Annotated in this window: 16 protein-coding genes; 9 read left to right on the forward strand and 7 right to left on the reverse strand. The window is 69.8% G+C overall.

The features are described 5' to 3' along the window. Positions 1-311 precede the first annotated feature (311 nt). Complete coding sequence (locus tag JHN63_RS30770) at positions 312-1,295, reverse strand: DUF5937 family protein (protein ID WP_200686782.1); 984 nt, start codon at positions 1,293-1,295, stop codon at positions 312-314. 86 nt (positions 1,296-1,381) lie between these two features. On the opposite strand from JHN63_RS30770, the gene JHN63_RS30775 reads away from it, so the two are divergent. The 4 genes from JHN63_RS30775 (at position 1,382) to JHN63_RS30790 (ending at position 5,371) form a co-directional block, all read left to right on the forward strand. After that, positions 1,382-2,623 carry an MFS transporter gene (locus tag JHN63_RS30775; protein WP_200686784.1) on the forward strand — a complete coding sequence of 414 codons (1,242 nt, stop codon included), beginning with the start codon at positions 1,382-1,384 and terminating at the stop codon, positions 2,621-2,623. A gap of 33 nt (positions 2,624-2,656) precedes the next feature. Then, on the forward strand, positions 2,657-3,166 hold the full coding sequence (locus JHN63_RS30780; protein ID WP_200686786.1) for a MarR family winged helix-turn-helix transcriptional regulator: 510 nt from the start codon (positions 2,657-2,659) through the stop codon (positions 3,164-3,166). A gap of 90 nt (positions 3,167-3,256) precedes the next feature. Further along, positions 3,257-3,595, forward strand: a complete 339-nt coding sequence (locus JHN63_RS30785) for a DUF3817 domain-containing protein (protein ID WP_200686788.1) — start codon at positions 3,257-3,259, stop codon at positions 3,593-3,595. Between the two features lie 75 nt (positions 3,596-3,670). Beyond that, a complete protein-coding gene (locus JHN63_RS30790) occupies positions 3,671-5,371 on the forward strand; it encodes a methylmalonyl-CoA mutase (RefSeq protein ID WP_200686790.1) in 1,701 nt (566 codons plus the stop codon). 89 nt (positions 5,372-5,460) lie between these two features. Here JHN63_RS30790 and JHN63_RS30795 read toward each other — a convergent pair whose 3' ends face one another. Both JHN63_RS30795 and JHN63_RS30800 read right to left on the reverse strand, forming a co-directional pair. Next, positions 5,461-6,825, reverse strand: coding sequence for an ISNCY family transposase (locus JHN63_RS30795; protein ID WP_200686803.1), 1,365 nt, complete (start codon positions 6,823-6,825; stop codon positions 5,461-5,463). 296 nt (positions 6,826-7,121) lie between these two features. Beyond that, a complete protein-coding gene (locus JHN63_RS30800; RefSeq protein WP_200686792.1) occupies positions 7,122-7,748 on the reverse strand; it encodes a TetR/AcrR family transcriptional regulator in 627 nt (208 codons plus the stop codon). 236 nt (positions 7,749-7,984) lie between these two features. Here JHN63_RS30800 and JHN63_RS30805 point away from each other — a divergent pair, with 236 nt between their 5' ends. From JHN63_RS30805 to JHN63_RS30820, 4 genes are all read left to right on the forward strand, one after another. Further along, a complete protein-coding gene (locus JHN63_RS30805) occupies positions 7,985-8,962 on the forward strand; it encodes a tetratricopeptide repeat protein (RefSeq protein WP_200686794.1) in 978 nt (325 codons plus the stop codon). 646 nt (positions 8,963-9,608) lie between these two features. Then, positions 9,609-10,259 (forward strand): DUF6230 family protein, encoded by a 651-nt coding sequence (locus tag JHN63_RS30810; RefSeq protein WP_200686796.1) that lies wholly within the window; start codon positions 9,609-9,611, stop codon positions 10,257-10,259. Positions 10,260-10,376: 117 nt separating this feature from the next. After that, positions 10,377-10,994 (forward strand): DUF6114 domain-containing protein, encoded by a 618-nt coding sequence (locus JHN63_RS30815; RefSeq protein WP_200686797.1) that lies wholly within the window; start codon positions 10,377-10,379, stop codon positions 10,992-10,994. After that, positions 10,984-12,303: a hypothetical protein gene (locus JHN63_RS30820; protein WP_200686798.1), complete on the forward strand. Its 1,320-nt coding sequence runs from the start codon at positions 10,984-10,986 to the stop codon at positions 12,301-12,303. The genes JHN63_RS30815 and JHN63_RS30820 overlap by 11 nt, the downstream gene beginning before the upstream one ends. A 99-nt stretch (positions 12,304-12,402) precedes the next feature. Here the strand turns inward: JHN63_RS30820 and pyk are convergent, their stop codons facing one another. From pyk to pta, 3 genes are all read right to left on the reverse strand, one after another. Further along, positions 12,403-13,833: a pyruvate kinase gene (gene pyk, locus JHN63_RS30825; protein WP_200686799.1), complete on the reverse strand. Its 1,431-nt coding sequence runs from the start codon at positions 13,831-13,833 to the stop codon at positions 12,403-12,405. A 73-nt stretch (positions 13,834-13,906) separates the two neighbouring features. After that, positions 13,907-15,118, reverse strand: coding sequence for an acetate kinase (locus JHN63_RS30830; protein WP_200686800.1), 1,212 nt, complete (start codon positions 15,116-15,118; stop codon positions 13,907-13,909). After that, positions 15,115-17,214, reverse strand: coding sequence for a phosphate acetyltransferase (gene pta, locus JHN63_RS30835; protein WP_200686801.1), 2,100 nt, complete (start codon positions 17,212-17,214; stop codon positions 15,115-15,117). The genes JHN63_RS30830 and pta overlap by 4 nt, the downstream gene beginning before the upstream one ends. Before the next feature lie 215 nt (positions 17,215-17,429). On the opposite strand from pta, the gene JHN63_RS30840 reads away from it, so the two are divergent. Then, positions 17,430-18,455: an ATP-dependent 6-phosphofructokinase gene (locus JHN63_RS30840; RefSeq protein WP_200686802.1), complete on the forward strand. Its 1,026-nt coding sequence runs from the start codon at positions 17,430-17,432 to the stop codon at positions 18,453-18,455. Positions 18,456-18,478: 23 nt separating this feature from the next. On the opposite strand, the gene JHN63_RS30845 is transcribed toward JHN63_RS30840, so the two are convergent. Next, complete coding sequence (locus JHN63_RS30845; protein WP_200686804.1) at positions 18,479-19,108, reverse strand: XRE family transcriptional regulator; 630 nt, start codon at positions 19,106-19,108, stop codon at positions 18,479-18,481. Between the last annotated feature and the right edge of the window lie 335 nt (positions 19,109-19,443).

A 19,443-nucleotide genomic window follows, 5' to 3' on the forward strand; every position in this document is an offset into this window, starting at 1 on the left:
GACATTAAGTGATGATTCGTCAGCAATTGTGAACGATCGGTCATTGCGCCGGGGCCTGGCGCGCCGGGCGGGCGGGGGGTGAGGTGAGGGGCGGATTGCCGGTGGTGTTCTTTCGTGCATCGGGTCGGGTGCCTGTGCGTCGGTCGGCCGGTGCTTAAGAGGGCCGCAGATGCCCGCCGCCGTGCGGTGTCGGGTGTCGGCGCACCAAGTCGGACTCTGGTGTGCCGGTCAGGCGTCGGGTGAGGCCGGGGCGGATGGCCAGTGGTGCACGGTCCCGGGTGCTGGTGCACGGCGTCGGGCCCGGCGTGTGGTCAGGTGCCGCCCGACGTCAGGGCGATGCCCAGCGGGGTCCGTTCGTAGAGCACCTGGTGGCCGTAGCGGCGCGCCGTGAGCAGGCCCGCGTCGCGCAGGACCGTCAGATGGGCGGACACCGATGAGGGGGCGAGGCGGAGGCGGTGGGCGAGGGCGGTCGTGGAGGCGGGTTCGTCGAGCGCGGCCAGGACGGTGGCCCGGCCGCGCCCCAGCAGTCGTAGCAGCGCGTCCGGTGTGTGGTCGGCGGGCTCGGTCCACAGGGCGCCGATGCCGCGGGCCGGGTAGGCGAGGGTCGGCTGCCAGGGGTGCTCGAAGGTGCTCACCACGTTCGGCCAGATGAAGACGCTCGGCAGCAGCACCAGGCCCTGACCGCCGAGCCGCCGATCGTGCTCGCCCCGGAAGTCCACGGTCAGCGTCCCGGCGTCCCAGGCGCAGTGCCGGCTGATCTCCGGGAGCAGTACACCGAGCCCGACCTCGGCCAGCCGGCGCGAGTGGAAGGCGATGTCCGCCTCCAGCAGGGCGCGCAGCCGTGGCCAGTCCGGCGCGACCAGGGTGTGCCAGACGGCCTCCATCGCGTCCGCCAACTCCTCGATCATGCGGGCGGGTTCACGCAGCCAGGCCCGGCCGCGCGCCGACTCCAGCGCGCCCGGCGTGGAGGCCAGCGAGCGGGCCGTGTCCTCCCTGGCCCGGTCCGGATCGGCCGCGCGGACGGCCGCGATCTCCTGCTCGAAGGTGGCCGAGGGCCCGATCGGCGGCGGACACAGCCAGCCGGGGCAGTGCCCGGTCTGCGGCATCAGCAGCCACAGCGGCGCGAGATCGAGCCCGGCCGCCGCCGCACCGGCGCGCCGCAGCCAGGGCGCGTGATACCCCTGCCGCTCGGGCCGCTTGAACGTGCGCACCGCCTCCTGCGTCTCCCAGAGCGGCGACACCGCGAACCGGCACCTGAGGAAGTCGTCCTCCCCGAAATACAGCCGCGACGGCATGCCCACCCCCAAGAGACCCGGACCGGAAGATTCGGCCGTACCCGAAACTCTAGGACGCCCCGGCGCCGGTCAGCACGCTGCTCCCCATGCTCCACGTCCAAGCCCCGCCCACCGGCTACCGCCGTGTCCTCGCCGTTCCCGAGTTCCGCTTCGTCTTCGCCGCCCACGCGCTCTCCCTCCTCGGCGTGGTCGTCACCGAGATCGCCCTCTCGGTCCTCGTCTACGACCTCACCGGCTCGCCCCTGCTGAGCGCGCTCGCGTTCGCGGTGGGCTTCCTGCCGTATCTGATCGGCGGGACGCTGCTGGCCGGGGTCGCCGACCGCTACCCCGCCCGACGCGTGCTCGTGGTCTGCGACCTGGTGTGCGCGGCCTGCGTCGCCGCGATGGTGACTCCCGGCACCGGCATCGCCGTCCTGCTGCTCCTCCGCTGTGCCCTCGCCGTCGTCTCACCCGTGTTCGCGGGCACCCGGATGGCGACCCTCGCCGACATCCTCGGCGACGGCGACCTCTTCGTCCTCGGCCGCTCGCTGCTGCGGATCGTGTCGCAGAGCGCGCTGCTCGTCGGATACGGACTCGGCGGCCTGCTCCTCACCGCCGTCTCCCCGCGCCACGCCCTGCTGATCACCGTCGGCACCTTCCTCACCTCCGCCGCCCTGCTGCGCCTCGGCACCCGGCGCCGCCCCGCGAGGGCGGGCGGCGGGAGCGCCCTGCTGGCCGACTCCCTCAAGGGCGCCCGGCAGGTCCTCGCCGACCGCCGGGTCCGGGCGCTGCTCCTGCTCTTCTGGCTCCCGGCGATGTTCTCCGTCGCCCCCGAGGCCCTCGCCGCGCCCTACGCGGCCGAACTCGGCGCCGGTTCGACCGGGCTCGGGCTGCTGATGTGCGCCCTGCCCGTCGGCACGATCGCCGGCGAGCTCTACGCCGGTTCCCGACTGCGCCCCGCCACCCGGCAGCGGATCGCCCTCCCGCTGGTCTGCTGCACCCTGCTGCCCTACCTCGGCTACGCCTTCCGCCCGGGCCTCGCCGTCTCCCTCGCGCTGCTGACGGTCGCGGGCGCCGGGTCCGCGTACACGCTGGGCCTCGACCAGTGGTTCGTACGGGACGTGCCCGAGGAACTGCGCGGCCGGGCCATGACCCTGCTCACCGCCGGGCTGATGACCATCCAGGGCGTAGGCATGGCCCTGGCCGGGGTGGCCGCCGAGTTCGCCGGGGTGCGCGGGGCGGTGGTGGGCGCCGGGGCGCTCGGCACGGTGTGCTGCGCGCTGCTGGCCGTAGAAGCCCACAGGACCGCCGGGGAGAGCCCTATGGACCGAAAGACGAGACGGGGCTGACCACGATGTGACCGGCCGGTAAGGTCTGGTGCCGTGCCGAAGCCCCTCAGTCTCCCTTTCGACCCCATCGCCCGCGCCGACGAACACTGGAAGCAACGCTGGGGAAACGTGCCCTCGATGGCCGCCATCACCTCGATCATGCGGGCCCAGCAGATCCTGCTCGCCGAGGTCGACGCGGTCGTCAAGCCGTACGGACTGACCTTTGCGCGCTACGAGGCACTGGTGCTGCTCACCTTCTCCAAGGCGGGCGAGCTGCCGATGTCCAAGATCGGCGAGCGGCTCATGGTGCACCCCACGTCCGTGACGAACACCGTGGACCGGCTGTCCAGGTCCGGCCTCGTCGCCAAGCGCCCCAACCCCAACGACGGCCGCGGCACCCTCGCCTCCATCACCGACAAGGGCCGCGAGGTCTGCGACGCGGCCACCCGCGACCTGATGGAGATGGACTTCGGGCTGAGCGCCTACGACGCGGAGGAGTGCGGCGAGATCTTCGCGATGCTGCGCCCGCTCAGGGTCGCGGCGGCGGACTTCGACGAGGAGTGACCCGGGCAGGGGACTGAGGTCCGACCCGGGCGAAGGACGGGGGCCGACCCGGGGAAAGATCGCCCGGAACCGGTCGTTACGCTCGTCCTCATGAAAAAGAGCGTGCTGACCCGCTACCGCGTCATGGCGTACGTCACGGGTGTCCTGCTGGTCCTGCTGTGCCTCAGCATGATCGCCAAGTACCTCCTCAAGATCGACGGCGCCGGGAGCTTCACCGAGGTCGTCGCCATCGCGCACGGCTGGCTGTACGTCGTGTACCTGCTCTTCGCGTTCGACCTGGGCTCCAAGGCCAAGTGGCCGGTCGGCAAGCAGCTCTGGGTGCTGCTCGCGGGGACGATTCCGACGGCCGCGTTCTTCGTCGAGCGGAAGATCAGCCACGAGCTGGAGTCGAAGATCGTCGAGCCGACTCCGGTCGCCGCCAAGGTCTGATCGCCACCGGGGTGTCACTCGGACGCCCCGGTAAGGCATCGACATTTACTAGGACGTCCTAGTAAATTCGAAGGCATGGACGCTGACGCCATCGCAGAGGGCCGCCGACGCTGGCAGGCCCGGTTCGACGCCGCACGTACGCGTGAGGCCGACTTCACCACGCTCTCCGGGGACCCGGTCGAGCCGGTGTACGGGCCACGCCCCGGGGACAGGTACGACGGCTTCGAGCGGATCGGGTGGCCCGGCGAGTATCCGTACACACGCGGTCTGTACGCGACCGGCTACCGCGGGCGGACGTGGACGATCCGGCAGTTCGCCGGGTTCGGGAACGCCGAGCAGACCAACGAGCGGTACAAGAAGATCCTGGCCAACGGCGGCGGGGGTCTGTCGGTGGCCTTCGACATGCCCACGCTCATGGGCCGCGACTCCGACGACCCGCGCTCGCTCGGCGAGGTCGGGCACTGCGGGGTCGCCATCGACTCCGCCGCCGACATGGAGGTCCTCTTCAAGGACATCCCGCTGGGCGACGTGACGACCTCGATGACCATCAGCGGACCGGCCGTCCCCGTCTTCTGCATGTACCTGGTCGCCGCGGAGCGCCAGGGCATCGACCCGGCCGTCCTCAACGGCACGCTCCAGACCGACATCTTCAAGGAGTACATCGCCCAGAAGGAGTGGCTCTTCCAGCCCGAGCCGCACCTGCGCCTCATCGGCGACCTCATGGAGTACTGCGCGACCGGCATCCCCGCCTACAAGCCGCTGTCCGTCTCCGGCTACCACATCCGCGAGGCCGGCTCAACGGCCGCGCAGGAGCTGGCGTACACGCTGGCGGACGGCTTCGGGTACGTCGAACTCGGCCTGTCCCGTGGCCTCGACGTGGACGTGTTCGCCCCCGGCCTGTCCTTCTTCTTCGACGCGCACGTCGACTTCTTCGAGGAGATCGCCAAGTTCCGCGCGGCGCGCAGGATTTGGGCCCGCTGGATGCGCGATGTCTATGGCGCGCGGACCGAGAAGGCGCAGTGGCTGCGCTTCCACACCCAGACCGCCGGCGTCTCGCTGACCGCGCAGCAGCCGTACAACAACGTCGTCCGTACGGCAGTTGAAGCGCTCGCGGCCGTCCTCGGCGGGACCAACTCGCTGCACACCAACGCCCTGGACGAGACCCTCGCGCTGCCGAGCGAGCAGGCCGCGGAGATCGCGCTGCGCACGCAGCAGGTGCTGATGGAGGAGACCGGGGTCGCCAACGTGGCGGATCCGCTGGGCGGTTCGTGGTACGTCGAGCAGCTCACCGACCGGATCGAGGCGGACGCCGAGAAGATCTTCGAGCAGATCAGGGAGCGCGGGCTGCGCGCCCACCCGGACGGGCAGCACCCGATCGGGCCGATCACCTCGGGCATCCTGCGCGGCATCGAGGACGGCTGGTTCACCGGCGAGATCGCCGAGGCCGCCTTCCAGTACCAGCGGTCCGTGGAGAAGGGCGACAAGCGCGTCGTGGGCGTCAACGTGCTCCACGGCTCGGTCACCGGCGACCTGGAGATCCTGCGGGTCAGCCACGAGGTGGAGCGGGAGCAGGTCCGGGAGTTGGGGGCGCGCAAGGGCGTACGGGACGAGACGGCCGTAGCGGCGGCCCTGGACGCGATGCTCGCGGCCGCGCGGGACGGGTCGAACATGATCGGGCCGATGCTGGACGCGGCGCGGGCGGAGGCGACGCTGGGGGAGATCTGCGGGGTGCTGCGAGAGGAGTGGGGGGTGTACACGGAGCCTGCGGGCTTCTAGCTACTTGCCCCTGAAAAAGTGTTTGGGCTGGTGACGGGGCCGCTACTGCGGGACGGCGCTGTGTCGCTGGCCGGTCGGGGGTGTGTCCGTCACCGGCTGAGGATGGTCATCCGCTGGAGGTTGTAGGCGAAGATCCCCAGTCCGGCCCAGGTCTGGGCGCCGGCCAGGCGGCGCAGGCGCGTGCGACGGAAGCCGAAGCTGCGCTTGAGGTGACTGATGCGGGCCTCGACGCCGACTCTCCAGTTGCGTATCCGCCGGAATGGGCGGCTGTGTTCGTACTCACGCCGTGCCTTTCCAGGCTTCCCTGCGCGTTGCAGGCCGATCCGCTGGACGCCGAGTTCGGCCAGGGCAAGATCGTTGGCTGCGGTGCCGAAGCCGCGGTCGGCGACGACCGTGCTGGGCGGGCGGCCGGTCAGGGACACGGCGCGTTGCACCGAGGGAACCAGTTGCGGCGCATCGGCCGGGTTTCCGCGCTGGACCTGGTGGTCGATGATGAAGCCGCGTTCGTCCTCGGCCACGAGCGCGGTGTAGCCGAACTGGGTGGGGTGCTGGGGCTTGCCCTTGCGGATTGGTCGGGCGTCGGGGTCGGCCAACGAGACCAGCCGGTCAGGGATGGTGCGGATGCCCGCCAGGCGTAAGGCGGTCTGCTCCAGCAGTCGGCGGGTGCCCGCCGCGGTCTGGGCCAGCTCGCCCACGAGGTGCGCGAGTCGTCCCGAAGGCTGCTTGCGCAGCGTGCGTCGGGCATTGCGCTCCACTGCCGCCACGTCCCGCAAGGTCGCGCGGGCCACGGCGGCGATTTCACCGGTGAGCCGGTCGATCTCGCCCAGCGCCTGGCCGGTGCGCCGCCGCAGCGTGCGCGAGATCTCCTTCACGCGGCGTCCCGCTGACCGGCTGCGATCACGGAAGCGGGTGCGCCTGGCTGCCCCGGACGCCTTGATCCACCCCACCAGCCGGCCCAGTTTGCGTACCCCGTGTTCGAGCAGGTCGGCGTCCGTGGGGTGGTCGATGTCTGCTTCCATCACGGTCGTGTCGATGCGCAGCTTGCGGCACCGCAGCAGCTTGTCCTCGACCAGCTTGCCCAGCAGGGCCGCATTCAGGTCGTCCACCACCTGCGGTCCGCTGCGGCGAACCAGCTTGATCAGCGTGGTCGGGTGCGGCACCGGGGAGGTCAGCGGGATGCGGCAGAACCGGCGCCAGCTCAACGAGTCCGCGACCTCACGGCACAGGGTCTCGTAACCCAGCTGGTAGCGGTGCTTGAGATACAGCAGGCGCAGCAGCGTCTCCACTGGCACCGACGGCCGCCCCAGCCGCTCGGCGAACACCGCCCGCCACGGAGCGATGAATCGCTCGTCGTCCAAGAACGCATCGACCAGGCTCAGTTCGGCGGGTAACAGCCGCGCATGCTCCGGCAGCACTTCCCACCAGGCGTCCTGCACTCCCGCGACACGTAACACCGCCACACCCCCGACCCCAAGACCCGCCTCCACTGTGGCGGCCATAGCCCGGCCCTCACCAGCTCTCCCCAGAGGACAACCCAGAGGCAGAGCCGGACTTCTTCAGGGGCAAGTAGCTAGGCCTGTCCGGCGGATCGTGCCGCAGACGCGGGGCGTGGCAGGCAGCCGTAAGGGTGTGGGGACCCGCAGTGCGTCTCCGCCCTCCGCCGGGTCCCACAGCCGCTCGCGTCACGTCCCGCGCGCCGACGCCCATCGGGCTCCGCCCGTTTCCCGCGACCTGATCCGTCGCACAGACCCTAGGGGTTGTTGAGCGACGTCAGGCCGAGGAGCAGCATCTGGGTGAGGCTGTGGACCCAGCGTTCGTCGGCCGGTTCCGCGCTCACCAGGGTGCGGTGCACCACCGCCCCCGCCACCACGTCGAAGATCAGGTCCGCCGTGCGCGCCGCTTCCTCCGCGTCCGTCTCCGGGGGCAGTTCGCCGCGCGCCTGGGCCCGTGCCCTGCCCTCCACGACCAGGCACTTCTGGCGGTCGACGATCGACTCGCGGATGCGTTCGCGCAGGGCGTCGTCGTGGATGGACTCGGCGACCACCGCCATCAGTCCGCTCTTGGCCTCCGGGCGGGCCAGGATCGCCGCGAACTGGAGGACGACGCCCTCGATGTCGGCGGCCAGTGTGCCGCGGTCGGGGAGGTGGAGTTCGTCGAAGAGTTCGGCGACCGCGTCGACGACGAGCTCGTTCTTGCCGGCCCAGCGGCGATAGAGGGTCGTTTTCGCAACCCCCGCGCGCGTGGCGACGTCTCCCAACGTGAGCCTGGACCAACCGAGTTCGACCAGGGCCTCCCGGGTGGCCGCGAGGATCGCGGTGTCCGCGGTGGCGCTGCGCGGGCGTCCCGCGGCGCGTGGGACGGGAGTGCTGCTCTGCATCCCTTGACCATAACCGGCGGTTCCTGTGGTGCAGTGAGGGAGATCACGGGGTACGTCTATCCCGGAGGCATCCGCTGCTATTACGCTACGACCCGTAGCGAAACCACGGGCGCGGGGTGGGGACCCGGCGCCGAACAGCACGCACCGGACTCGCGCCGGGCCGGCAACAGACCAGCTTTCTCAACGGCTTTCACAACGCTTTTCATTCACACGCGCGGACGGGGGAGGATAGACGCATGCAGCCACGGAACATGTCCATGAGCGGAGTCGTCGACCTCGCCGCGGTGAAGGCGGCCCAGGAGGCCAAGGTCAAGGCGGAGCAGGCGCGCGCCGAGACCGCCAGGCAGGGCGGCGGCGGGGCCGTCTCACCGGCCGACCTGGTGATCGACGTAGATGAGGCGGGGTTCGAGAGCGAGGTCCTGCAGCGGTCGACCGAGGTCCCGGTCGTCATCGACTTCTGGGCCGAGTGGTGCGAGCCGTGCAAGCAGCTGAGCCCGCTCCTGGAGCGGCTCGCGCTTGACTACAACGGACGCTTCGTCCTTGCCAAGATCGACGTCGACGCCAATCAGATGCTGATGCAGCAGTTCGGGGTGCAGGGCATCCCGGCCGTCTTCGCGGTGGTCGCCGGCCAGGCGTTGCCGCTCTTCCAGGGGGCCGCCGCCGAGCCGCAGATCCGGCAGACCCTCGACCAGTTGATCCAGGTCGCCGAGCAGCGCTTCGGTCTCACCGGGCTGGACGTCGACCCGGACGCCGTCCCGGGGGAGCGCCCCGAGGTCGCGGCCGAGGCGCCGGCGGGACCGTACGACGGACTGCTCGAAGCCGCCGTGCAGGCCCTGGACGCGGGGGACTTCGGCGGGGCCGTGCAGGCGTACAAGAACGTGCTGAGCGACGACCCGGGCAACAGCGAGGCCAAACTGGGGCTCGCCCAGGCCGAGTTGTTGCAGCGCGTGGCCACCCTCGACCCGCAGCAGGTGCGCACCGAGGCGGCCGAGAAGCCCGGTGACGTGCCGGCGCAGATCGCCGCCGCCGACCTGGACCTGGTGGGCGGTCATGTGGAGGACGCGTTCAGCCGGTTGATCGACACCGTGCGGCGCACGGTGGGTGACGACCGGGATGCCGTACGGCTGCGGCTGCTGGAGCTGTTCGAGGTCGTCGGGGCCGATGACCCCAGGGTGACGGCGGCCCGGCGGGCACTGGCGCGGGCGCTGTTCTGAGCGGGGCGCGGGGCCGGTTCTGACCAGTCGGTAAACCTCGTGACGTGTGATGCCGGAGTGAAAGATTTGCCGACGGAGTGTCACTGCGGCCGCGCTTTACCAAATCTTGGTAATCGCGGCCGCTGTTACTTGGAGTAAGTCAGAGGCGTTGATCTGCCGGACTGTGTCCGAGGATCGACGCTTTTGTCCTGGCCCACGATGACACCCAGCGTCGTCGACCGATACCGGCGGGTCGTTGTTCGGTTATCCGGCCGTTACTACCCAGTAACGAAGCCCCTTGTGCGGGCGGCGAGAATGCACCACGATCGGCGACGCTCGGTCCATTTCCGCACCCCGACAGCCGGTCGGGTCAACGGAGTTTCCTGGGTCCCCACCGAGTAGAGCCGGAAACAATGGAGTCGGCTCTTGGGCAGGGGGGTCTTCGCCGTGCGGCGGAGCCTGTCCAGCAAGGTTGTGCGTGATGTGCGTCAGGCGCGACCAGTGGTTGTCGCTCGGGGGTGATCGCCGGTGATCGGTGCGCGGTTCGCGCCTCCGAAGACGGGCGCTCCCCTTCCCGAGGACGTAGCACTTCTCCCATCCCTGCCCGGCTGAGCCGCCATCTGGGGGCAGTCAGGGCCAGGAGATGTACGTCCGAGAAGGAGGAAATATGGAGTCCCAGGTGCGTGGCGGGACGAGATGGAAGCGCTTCGCTGTGGTCATGGTGCCCAGCGTCGCCGCTACGGCGTGTATAGGTGTCGCCCTCGCGCAGGGTGCTCTCGCCGCGTCATTCAGCGTTTCGGGTCAGTCGTTCAAGGTGACGGCGGACTCGCTCGAGGGCAAGGGCTTCGCCCAGTACGGCGCGCTCGACTCGGGTTACACCCTGACCGGCGGGAACGCGCTGCACCCTGTCGCGGTCTCGTCGTTCAAGTCCGCCGAGATCACCAACATGTGCCAGTCGGTGGTCACCCCGAACATCCCGCTGCTCGGCTCCGTCAGCCTCGTGCTGCACGCGGGCGGCAGCGGTACGCCGGTCGAGGCCGACAACCTGTACATCGACGTCGAGGACCTCAGCGCCGACGCTGTGTTCCACAACATCGACATCGGTGTGGCGGCCGGCAACACCGGTGCCGACAAGGGTGGCCAGGGTCCGGGCATGAAGGGCGGCAAGGAGGCGGCGAACCCGTACGGGTTCGCGCAGCAGGCCGAGTCGGTCGAGCTGACCAAGGTGCAGCAGACGGCGTGGGCCACCACTGCCGGAACCTTCAAGCTCAGCGGTCTGAAGATGTCGGTCCAGGCCGGCACCCACGAGTGCTACTAGGCACTTGACGGCGGGCGGGGGAGCCGGTGGCGCCCCCGCCCGTCCACCTTCCAGCCGCACCTCCGTACGAGGTGCACCTCTCCACCACAGCAACGCCGTACCAGGGAGCTGTTTTCCATGAGCGCCGAGACTCCTGCCGCACCCGGTCAGTTCGCCCGCCGGAGGCTGCAGTTTCGTGCCTGGCGTGGCACGAGGCCGTTCTGGGCCGGTCTGTTCGTCATGCTCGGCGGACTCCCGATCGCCTACTTCCCGTACGCCCATCTCCAGATCGGGCATCTGACCCTGGCGATGGCGACCACCGCGGGCGCCGGATCCCTGATCATCGGCGTACTGCTCGTGGTCCTGGGCTTCAGCCTCTGGTACCAGAAGCACGTGCGCACCTTCGCGGGTGTCGCGGCGATCCTGCTGGCGCTGGTGTCCATCCCCGTGTCCAACCTCGGCGGCTTCCTGATCGGCTTCCTGCTCGCCCTGGTCGGCGGCGCGCTGGCCGTGTCGTGGGCGCCGGGCGCACCGCCGGAGCCGCAGTCGCTCCAGGACCTACGGGGAGAGGGCGGTGCTCCGCAGGCCGCTCCGTACGAGTCCGCCCCGGAGGCGACGGAGTACGGGACCGCTCCGCACGAGGACGCCCCCGAAGCCGCGCCGCACGTACCCGCCGACGAGGCGGGCGAGCCGAACGATCTGTCAGGAACGAGCCCGGTGAGCAACGGGGCGAACGGGAGGCACAGTGCCGGCTGACGAGGTGACCCACGGGACTGATGTGGAGGAGTCCCGTGTGAGAACCGGGCCGCGGCATGCCGCGCCCAAGAAGCCGCTGTTCACCAGGCTCCACATGCCCGCAGGCAAGGCGATAGCCACGGTGGCGATGCCGACCGCCGTGATCATGGGACTCGGTTTCACGTCGTCCCTCGCGCTCGCGGACAACGGTGCGACGACCTCGCCGTCCTCCAAGAGCCTGACCGCCGACGAGTACAAGGACTGCGTCGCGGCGCTGGCCGATTCGTCGGCGAGCCCCTCGGCCACGCCGTCCACGAGTGCGAGCGAGTCCTCCGACTCCTCCACGGACGACGCGACACCGTCGGCGTCCGCCTCGAAGGACACGGACTCGGACACGACCTCGTCGTCGGATTCAGGTTCCGACGACAAGGCCACGCCCACCGCCACGCCGTCGGCGTCCGCGAGCAAGTCGACGGATACCAGCGGTTCGTCGGGCAGTACGGCCACGGCGACGCCCTCCGCGTCCGAGTCCAGCGGCGGCAACCTGCTGGACACCATCGGCGACGCCATCACCGACCTCCTCACCGGAGGTTCCTCGGACTCCGACGCGACGGCGAGCGCCACCCCGACGCCGACCGCGTCCGCCTCGGCGAGCGCCACGAAGGACACGTCCACGGACGACTCCTCCAGTGGGTCCGACACCGTCAAGGACACGACGAAGAAGGCCACCGACACGGTCGAGGACACCGTGAAGGACGCCACCGACGCGGCGACGAAGGCGGCCGAGGACACGGCCAGCCCCACCGCCACCGCTTCGGACACGGCGAGCCCGTCCGCGAGCGCGAGCACCGACACCTCGGACTGCCCGGTCGCCACGGACGACCTGAGCGGCGTCGACAACAAGATCCTGCTGCCCGACGACCCCTGGTACCTGAACGCGAGTTCACTGCTGCTCAAGGGCGCCGACTACAAGGGCGTCGTCGAGGTGAAGACCGCCAGCGGCAAGGTCAAGAAGGTCCTGAAGTACGTCATCTCCGGCGGCACCGACATCGGCGACCTGCACCAGACGGTGGACGACAAGCAGTCCGGCAAGACGTACCACGTGCAGGCGGCCTCCGGCTCGACGTCCACGATCCGCGACGGCGACACGGTGATGTACACGGAGTCCATCTCGGGCAACCTGTTCGGACTGATCCCGATCACGTTCACCCCGGACAACCCGCCGCCGCTGAACATCCCGTTGATCTACTTCACCAAGGTGAAGGTGGTCCAGGCCGGCCAGTTCGGCGGCACGCTGACCGTCCCCGGACTGCGCAGCTATCAGAACTGAGCCCGTCCACAAGCCCGTTCGGGAGCCGCGCACGAACTGAGGGCGCCCCCTGGCCACAGGGGGCGCCCTCAGCGCCGTACAAGAGACTTCAGCGGTACGTCAGTTGCCCTCGCCGCCGCCGAGGTGGTGGACGCGGAGCATGTTCGTCGTGCCGGCCACGCCGGGGGGCGAGCCGGCGGTGATGATGACGGTCTCGCCCGGGTTGAAGCGGTTGATCTTGGCGATCTCGCCGTCGACCATGTCGACCATCTCGTCCGTGCTGTTGACGAACGGCACCACGTGCGACTCCACGCCCCAGCTGAGCGTGAGCTGGTTGCGGGTGCTCTCGTCGGTGGTGAAGGCGACGATCGGCTGGGAGGCGCGGTAGCGGGACAGCCGGCGGGCGGTGTCACCGGACTGCGTGAACGCCACCAGGGCCCGGCCGCCGAGGAAGTCGGCGATCTCGCACGCGGCACGCGCGATCGAACCACCCTGCGTCTTCGGCTTCTTGCCCGGCACCAGCGGCTGAAGGCCCTTGGAGAACAGCTCCTCCTCGGCCGCCTGGACGATCTTCGACATCGTCTGCACGGTCTCGATCGGGTAGGCGCCCACCGAGGACTCGGCGGACAGCATGACCGCGTCCGCGCCGTCCAGGATCGCGTTGGCCACGTCGGAGGCCTCGGCGCGGGTGGGGCGGGAGTTGGTGATCATCGACTCCATCATCTGGGTCGCCACGATCACCGGCTTGGCGTTGCGCCGGCACAGCTCCACCAGGCGCTTCTGCACCATCGGGACCTTCTCCAGCGGGTACTCCACGGCGAGGTCGCCACGGGCCACCATCACCGCGTCGAAGGCCGCGACCACGGCCTCCATGTTGGCGACCGCCTGCGGCTTCTCCACCTTGGCGATGACGGGGACCCGGCGGCCCTCCTCGTCCATCACCTTGTGGACGTCGTACACGTCGCTCGCGTCGCGCACGAAGGACAGCGCGACCATGTCGCAGCCCATCCGCAGCGCGAAGCGCAGGTCCTCGACGTCCTTCTCGGACAGCGCGGGCACGTTGACGGCCGCGCCGGGCAGGTTGATGCCCTTGTGGTCGGAGATGACGCCGCCCTCGATGACGATCGTCTTCACACGGGGGCCCTCGACGCTGACGACCTTCAGCTCGACGTTGCCGTCGTTGATGAGGACCTGGTCGCCGCGGGAGACGTCACCGGGCAGGCCCTTGTACGTCGTACCGCAGATGGTCTTGTCGCCCGGGACGTCCTCGGTGGTGATGGTGAACTCGTCACCGCGCACCAGCTCGACGGGACCCTCGGCGAAGGTCTCCAGGCGGATCTTCGGGCCCTGCAGGTCGGCGAGGACGCCGATGGCACGGCCGGTCTCCTTGGCCGCGGCACGGACGCGGTCGTACCGGCCCTGGTGCTCGGCGTGGGTGCCGTGGCTGAAATTGAAGCGGGCCACATTCATGCCGGCCTCGATCAGCGACACCAACTGCTCGTGGGAGTCGACCGCGGGGCCGAGAGTACAGACGATTTTCGAACGGCGCATGGGACGATCCTATCGGTTTGTTTCGCTACGGAATATTCCGTCTGGCGGAAGATACAAATGGGCGGGCAGGCGCTCAGGCGTTGGAATTTCCGACCAGTGCATAGGTCTGTGTGGCGATCTCCAATTCCTCGTCCGTCGGCACCACCGCGACCGCGACCCGCCCGGCCGCGGGCGAGATCAGCCGCGGTTCATCACTCCGTACGGCGTTCAGCGCGCCGTCGACCTCGAGCCCCAGCAGCTCCAGGCCCGCCACGGCAGCTTCCCGCACCGCACTCGCGTTCTCCCCGACTCCCGCTGTGAAGGCGACCGCGTCCACCCGGCCGAGCACCGCGCAGTACGCACCGATGTACTTCTTCAACCGGTGAATGTAGATGTCGAAGGCGAGTTCCGCCTGTTCGTCGCCCTCGTCGATCCGGCGCCGGATCTCCCGCATGTCGTTGTCCCCGCACAACCCGATCAGACCGCTCTTCTTGTTGAGAAGAGTGTCGATCTCATCGGTGGACATTTCGCCAACACGCATCAAATGGAAGATGACGGCCGGATCCAGGTCTCCCGACCGGGTCCCCATCACCAGTCCCTCCAACGGCGTGAGCCCCATCGAGGTGTCCACGCACCGCCCGCCTCGCACCGCCGACGCGGACGCCCCGTTCCCGAGATGCAGCACGATGACGTTGACGTCCTCGGGCGCCTTCCCCAGCAGCTTCGCCGTGGCCCGCGACACATACGCGTGCGAGGTCCCGTGGAACCCGTACCGCCGGATCCGGTACGCGTCGGCGGTCGCCACGTCGATCGCGTACCGCGCGGCCGACTCCGGCATCGTCGTGTGGAACGCGGTGTCGAACACGGCCACCTGCGGCAGATCCGGCCGCAACGCCGTCGCCGTCCGGATCCCGACGAGGTTCGCCGGATTGTGCAGCGGAGCGACGGGGATCAGCCGCTCGATCTCGGCGAGTACGGCGCCGTCGATCACGGTCGGCGCGGTGAAGGTCATCCCACCGTGCACCACCCGATGCCCGATGGCCGCCAACTCTGGTGAATCCAGCCCGAGTTGATCCTTGGAAAGCTCTTCGGCCACGGCCTTCAGGGCGGCCTCGTGATCGACGATCGGCCCGGTGGACTCCCGTACGGCACCGGTCGTCACGCAGGTGTGCTTGAGCCGGGAGGTCTCCTCGCCGATGCGCTCGACGAGCCCCAGGGCCAGCCGCTCGCCGTCGTGCATGTCGAGGAGCTGGTACTTCACCGACGAGGAGCCGGAGTTGAGGACGAGGACACGGGTCGCGGTCACTGCTGGGAGGCCTTCTCGTTCGAGGTCTTCGGGTTCTGTGCCTGGATCGCCGTGATGGCGACGGTGTTGACGATGTCGGAGACGAGGGCGCCCCGGGACAGGTCGTTGACGGGCTTGCGCAAGCCCTGCAACACCGGCCCGACGGCGATCGCGCCGGCCGAACGCTGCACGGCCTTGTAGGTGTTGTTGCCGGTGTTGAGGTCCGGGAAGATCAACACGCTTGCGCGGCCCGCGACTTCGGACTCCGGCATCTTCGTGGCGGCGACACTCGGCTCGACGGCGGCGTCGTACTGGATGGGCCCCTCGATCCGCAGATCGGCCCGCCGCAGCCGGACCAGCTCCGTGGCCTCGCGCACCTTGTCGACGTCGGCGCCCGAGCCGGACGTACCGGTCGAGTACGACAGCATCGCGATCCGCGCCGCCACGCCGAACTGCTCGGCGGTGGCGGCCGATTGGACGGCGATGTCGGCCAACTGCTCGGCGTTCGGGTCGGGGTTGACCGCGCAGTCGCCGTAGACGAGGACCTTGTCGGCGAGGCACATGAAGAAGACGGACGAGACGATGTCGGCGTCCGGCTTGGTCTTGATGATCTCGAAGGCGGGGCGGATGGTGGCGGCCGTGGAGTGCACGGCGCCGGAGACCATGCCGTCCGCCAGCCCCTCCTGGACCATCAGGGTGCCGAAGTAGTTCACGTCGGCGACGACGTCGTAGGCCAGCTCGACGGTCACGCCCTTGTGGGCGCGGAGTTGGGCGTACTTCTCGGCGAAGCGGTCGCGGAGTCCGGAGGTCTGGGGGTCGATCAACTGGGCGGCGCTGAGGTCGATGCCGAGGTCGGCGGCCCGCTTGCGGATCTGGTCCTCGGGACCGAGGAGCGTCAACTCGCAGACACCGCGGCGCAGCAGCACCTCGGCGGCGTGCAGGACGCGGGGCTCGGTGCCCTCGGGGAGGACGATCCGGCGCTTGTCGGAGCGGGCCCGCTCCAGGAGCGTGTGCTCGAACATCATCGGGGTGAGGCGGTCGCTGCTCGGCGCGGAGACCCGCTTGAGCAGGTCGCCGGTGTCGACGTACCGCTCGAAGAGGCCGAGCGCGGTCTCCGCCTTGCGCGGGGTGGCCACGTTCAACTTCCCCTCCAGGGAGAAGAGTTCGGCGGCGGTGGGGAAGGAGGTGCCGGCCACCGAGACCACCGGGGTGCCCGGCGCGAGACGGGCCGCGAGGGTGAGGATCGTGTCGCTCGGCACCTCGTTCAGGGTGAGGAGCACGCCGGCTATCGGCGGGGTGCCGGCGCTGTGCGCGGCGAGCGCGCCGATGACGAGGTCGGCGCGGTCGCCCGGGGTGACGACGAGCGCGCCCGGGGTCAGCGCGTTGAGGAAGTTGGGCAGCATGGCCCCGCCGAAGACGAAGTCCAGCGCGTCGCGGGCGAGCCCCGACTCATCGCCGAGGAGCACCCTGCCGCCGAGCGCGTGGGTGATCTGGGCGACGGTGGGGGCGGCGAGCGCGGGCTCGTCCGGTACGACGTAGCAGGGCACCGGCAGCCGGGTGGCGAGCCGGTCGGCGATCGCGGCCCGGTCCTCGCGGGTGACCCGGTTGGTGACCATGGCGAGGACGTCGCAGCCGAGCCCGTCGTACGCCCGATACGCGTTGCGGGTCTCGGCGAGCACCGACTCGGGGGTCTGCTTGCGGCCGCCGACGACGGGGATGACGGACGCGCCGAACTCGTTCGCGAGGCGGGCGTTGAGGGCCAGCTCGTCCGGGAACTGCGTGTCCGCGAAGTCGGTCCCGAGGACGAGGACGACGTCGTAGTCCCGGGCGACGAGATGGAACCGGTCGACGAGCGTCGACACCAGCTCGTCGGTCCCCTGCTCGGCCTGGAGGGCGGAGGCCTCGTGGTAGTCCATGCCGTAGACGGTCGTCGGGTCCTGGGACAGCCGGTAGCGCGCACGCAGCAGCTCGAAGAGACGGTCGGGGCCGTCGTGGACGAGGGGGCGGAACACCCCCACCCGGTCGACCTGTCGGGTCAGGAGTTCCATGACCCCCAGCTCGACGACCTGACGGCCGTCGCCGCGGTCGATCCCGGTCACGTACACACTGCGGGTCACGCGTGGACTCCCCTTCCGGCGGATTCTGACGCTTGCTGGCTGCCCGTTTCGGCGGTCATAGAAATCGCCCACAGGGGTGAGCGGAACCCTCTTGACAATACCTCTGGGGGTGGTTAAGGCGCCCGTCAGTCCGACGGGAGCGGCAGTGCCATGGGGGACGTGAAACAATCGGGTCCGGCTCACCGGTCTCAACAGCGAGCAGGAGACACAGCACGATGCGCATCGGAGTTCTCACCGCAGGCGGCGACTGCCCCGGCCTGAACGCCGTGATCCGATCGGTCGTGCACCGAGCGGTCGACAATTACGGCGACGAGGTCATCGGCTTCGAGGACGGCTACGCCGGACTGCTCGAAGGTCACTACCGCACCCTCGACCTCGACGCGGTCAGCGGCATCCTCGCCCGCGGCGGCACGATCCTCGGCTCCTCACGCCTGGAGCGCGACCGCCTCCGCGAGGCCTGCGAGAACGCGCTGGACATCGCGCGCGACTTCGGGATCGACGCGCTGATCCCGATCGGCGGCGAGGGCACGCTGACGGCGGCGCGCATGCTGTCGGACGCCGGGCTCCCGGTGGTGGGTGTCCCCAAGACGATCGACAACGACATCTCGTCGACGGACCGCACCTTCGGCTTCGACACGGCGGTCGGGGTCGCGACGGAGGCGATGGACCGCCTGAAGACGACCGCCGAGTCCCACCAGCGGGTGATGGTCGTCGAGGTCATGGGCCGGCACGCGGGCTGGATCGCGCTGGAGTCCGGGATGGCGGCGGGCGCGCACGGCATCTGCCTGCCCGAGCGCCCCTTCGACCCGGCCGACCTGGTCAAGATGGTCGAGGAACGCTTCGCCCGCGGCAAGAGGTTCGCCGTCGTGTGCGTGGCCGAGGGCGCGCACCCCGCCGAGGGCTCCATGGACTACAACAAGGGCGCGATCGACCAGTTCGGCCACGAGCGCTTCCAGGGCATCGGCACGGCACTGGCCTACGAACTCGAACGCCGCCTCGGCAAGGAGGCCAAGCCGGTCATCCTCGGCCACATCCAGCGCGGTGGCGTACCGACCGCGTACGACCGGGTGTTGGCGACCCGGTTCGGCTGGCACGCGGTGGAGGCCGCGCACCAGGGGCAGTTCGGGCGGATGACGGCGCTGCGGGGGACGGACGTGGTGATGGTGCCGCTGGCGGAGGCGGTCACCGAGCTGAAGACGGTGCCGAAGGACCGGATGGACGAGGCGGAGTCGGTCTTCTAGCCGGGTGCTTTTTTTGGGGGAGTTCAGTAGGTGCTCTTCTCGACCATGGCCCAGAAACGGCTGATGATCTGGTCGAGGAAGTCACGGCCGGCCTCGTTCGCCTCCACGGCGGAGTTGCCGCCGCCCCAGTTCAGCGTGGCGGCCATCTGCGTCTGGTAGTCCTCGTGCAACTCCTGGAGGGAGTCCTCCAGGAGCCGCCGGTCCAGGGGCACCATCTTGCCGATGGGACGGACGTATCCCTGCCAGCGGGTGGTCATCGCGCTGCGCAGCAACTCCGCGAGGCGGGCGTCCCGTCCGGTGACGCTGATGAACTCGGGCAGCGAGAGGTCGAGCAGATCGGAGAGCGCGGAGGTCTGGCGCTCGGTGCCGCGCCACTGGTCGTGCTCCTCCATCCGTAGATACGCCAGGAGTTCGAGCCCGACGGCCCGCGCGACGTCCTCCGGCGCGAGGCCACGGGCGAGGCGATGCTCACGCAGCGTGCGTGGCTTGCCGATGAGTTCCGCCGGGGAGCACCACAACACCCCGGCGAGCGCGGTGAGTTCGGGCCCGGAGGGCGCGGTGAGCCCCCGCTCCCAGGCGATGACCAGGTCGGGCGTGACATAGGGCAGCCCGTAAGAGGCACGCATCCCGTAAGCGACGTGTTCGGGACCCATGTTGAGCGCGGTACGGAGCCGGTGAGCGGCGGGCGCGTCGAACGGCGGGGTGGGCGGCGTGGACGGGCTGGGCTGAACTGGGGGTCGGCGCACGCGCCACAAGCTAGGGGCGCCTGGGTGCGGTTACTACGGTCTGTTCGGCCAGGATTACGGATTGTAGGAACGTACGGATCCGGACGCGCGGGGAGATCGATTGCGGCCGGGGCGGGCGCGAGTGGTGACGCTGAGTGGCGGTTCGGGGGTGGTGGGCGGCAGTCGAGGGGCGATGAATATGCCGCTCTACCTTGCCGTTCGCCGGTGCGGTGATCTCCGGGGGCTGTTCGATCGGCGTCGGG

This window comes from Streptomyces sp. MBT65, assembly GCF_016612545.1.
Classification (GTDB): Bacteria; Actinomycetota; Actinomycetes; order Streptomycetales; family Streptomycetaceae; genus Streptomyces.

Excerpts from the sequence above, each read along its gene's own strand:
- JHN63_RS30770 (WP_200686782.1), bottom strand. The coding sequence starts at position 1,295 with ATGCCGTCGCGGCTGTATTTCGGGGAGGACGACTTCCTCAGGTGCCGG.
- JHN63_RS30775 (WP_200686784.1), top strand. The coding sequence starts at position 1,382 with ATGCTCCACGTCCAAGCCCCGCCCACCGGCTACCGCCGTGTCCTCGCC.
- JHN63_RS30785 (WP_200686788.1), top strand. The coding sequence starts at position 3,257 with ATGAAAAAGAGCGTGCTGACCCGCTACCGCGTCATGGCGTACGTCACG.
- JHN63_RS30790 (WP_200686790.1), top strand. The coding sequence starts at position 3,671 with ATGGACGCTGACGCCATCGCAGAGGGCCGCCGACGCTGGCAGGCCCGG.
- JHN63_RS30800 (WP_200686792.1), bottom strand. The coding sequence starts at position 7,748 with ATGCAGAGCAGCACTCCCGTCCCACGCGCCGCGGGACGCCCGCGCAGC.
- JHN63_RS30805 (WP_200686794.1), top strand. The coding sequence starts at position 7,985 with ATGCAGCCACGGAACATGTCCATGAGCGGAGTCGTCGACCTCGCCGCG.
- JHN63_RS30810 (WP_200686796.1), top strand. The coding sequence starts at position 9,609 with ATGGAGTCCCAGGTGCGTGGCGGGACGAGATGGAAGCGCTTCGCTGTG.
- JHN63_RS30815 (WP_200686797.1), top strand. The coding sequence starts at position 10,377 with ATGAGCGCCGAGACTCCTGCCGCACCCGGTCAGTTCGCCCGCCGGAGG.
- pyk (WP_200686799.1), bottom strand. The coding sequence starts at position 13,833 with ATGCGCCGTTCGAAAATCGTCTGTACTCTCGGCCCCGCGGTCGACTCC.
- JHN63_RS30840 (WP_200686802.1), top strand. The coding sequence starts at position 17,430 with ATGCGCATCGGAGTTCTCACCGCAGGCGGCGACTGCCCCGGCCTGAAC.
- JHN63_RS30845 (WP_200686804.1), bottom strand. The coding sequence starts at position 19,108 with ATGGGTCCCGAACACGTCGCTTACGGGATGCGTGCCTCTTACGGGCTG.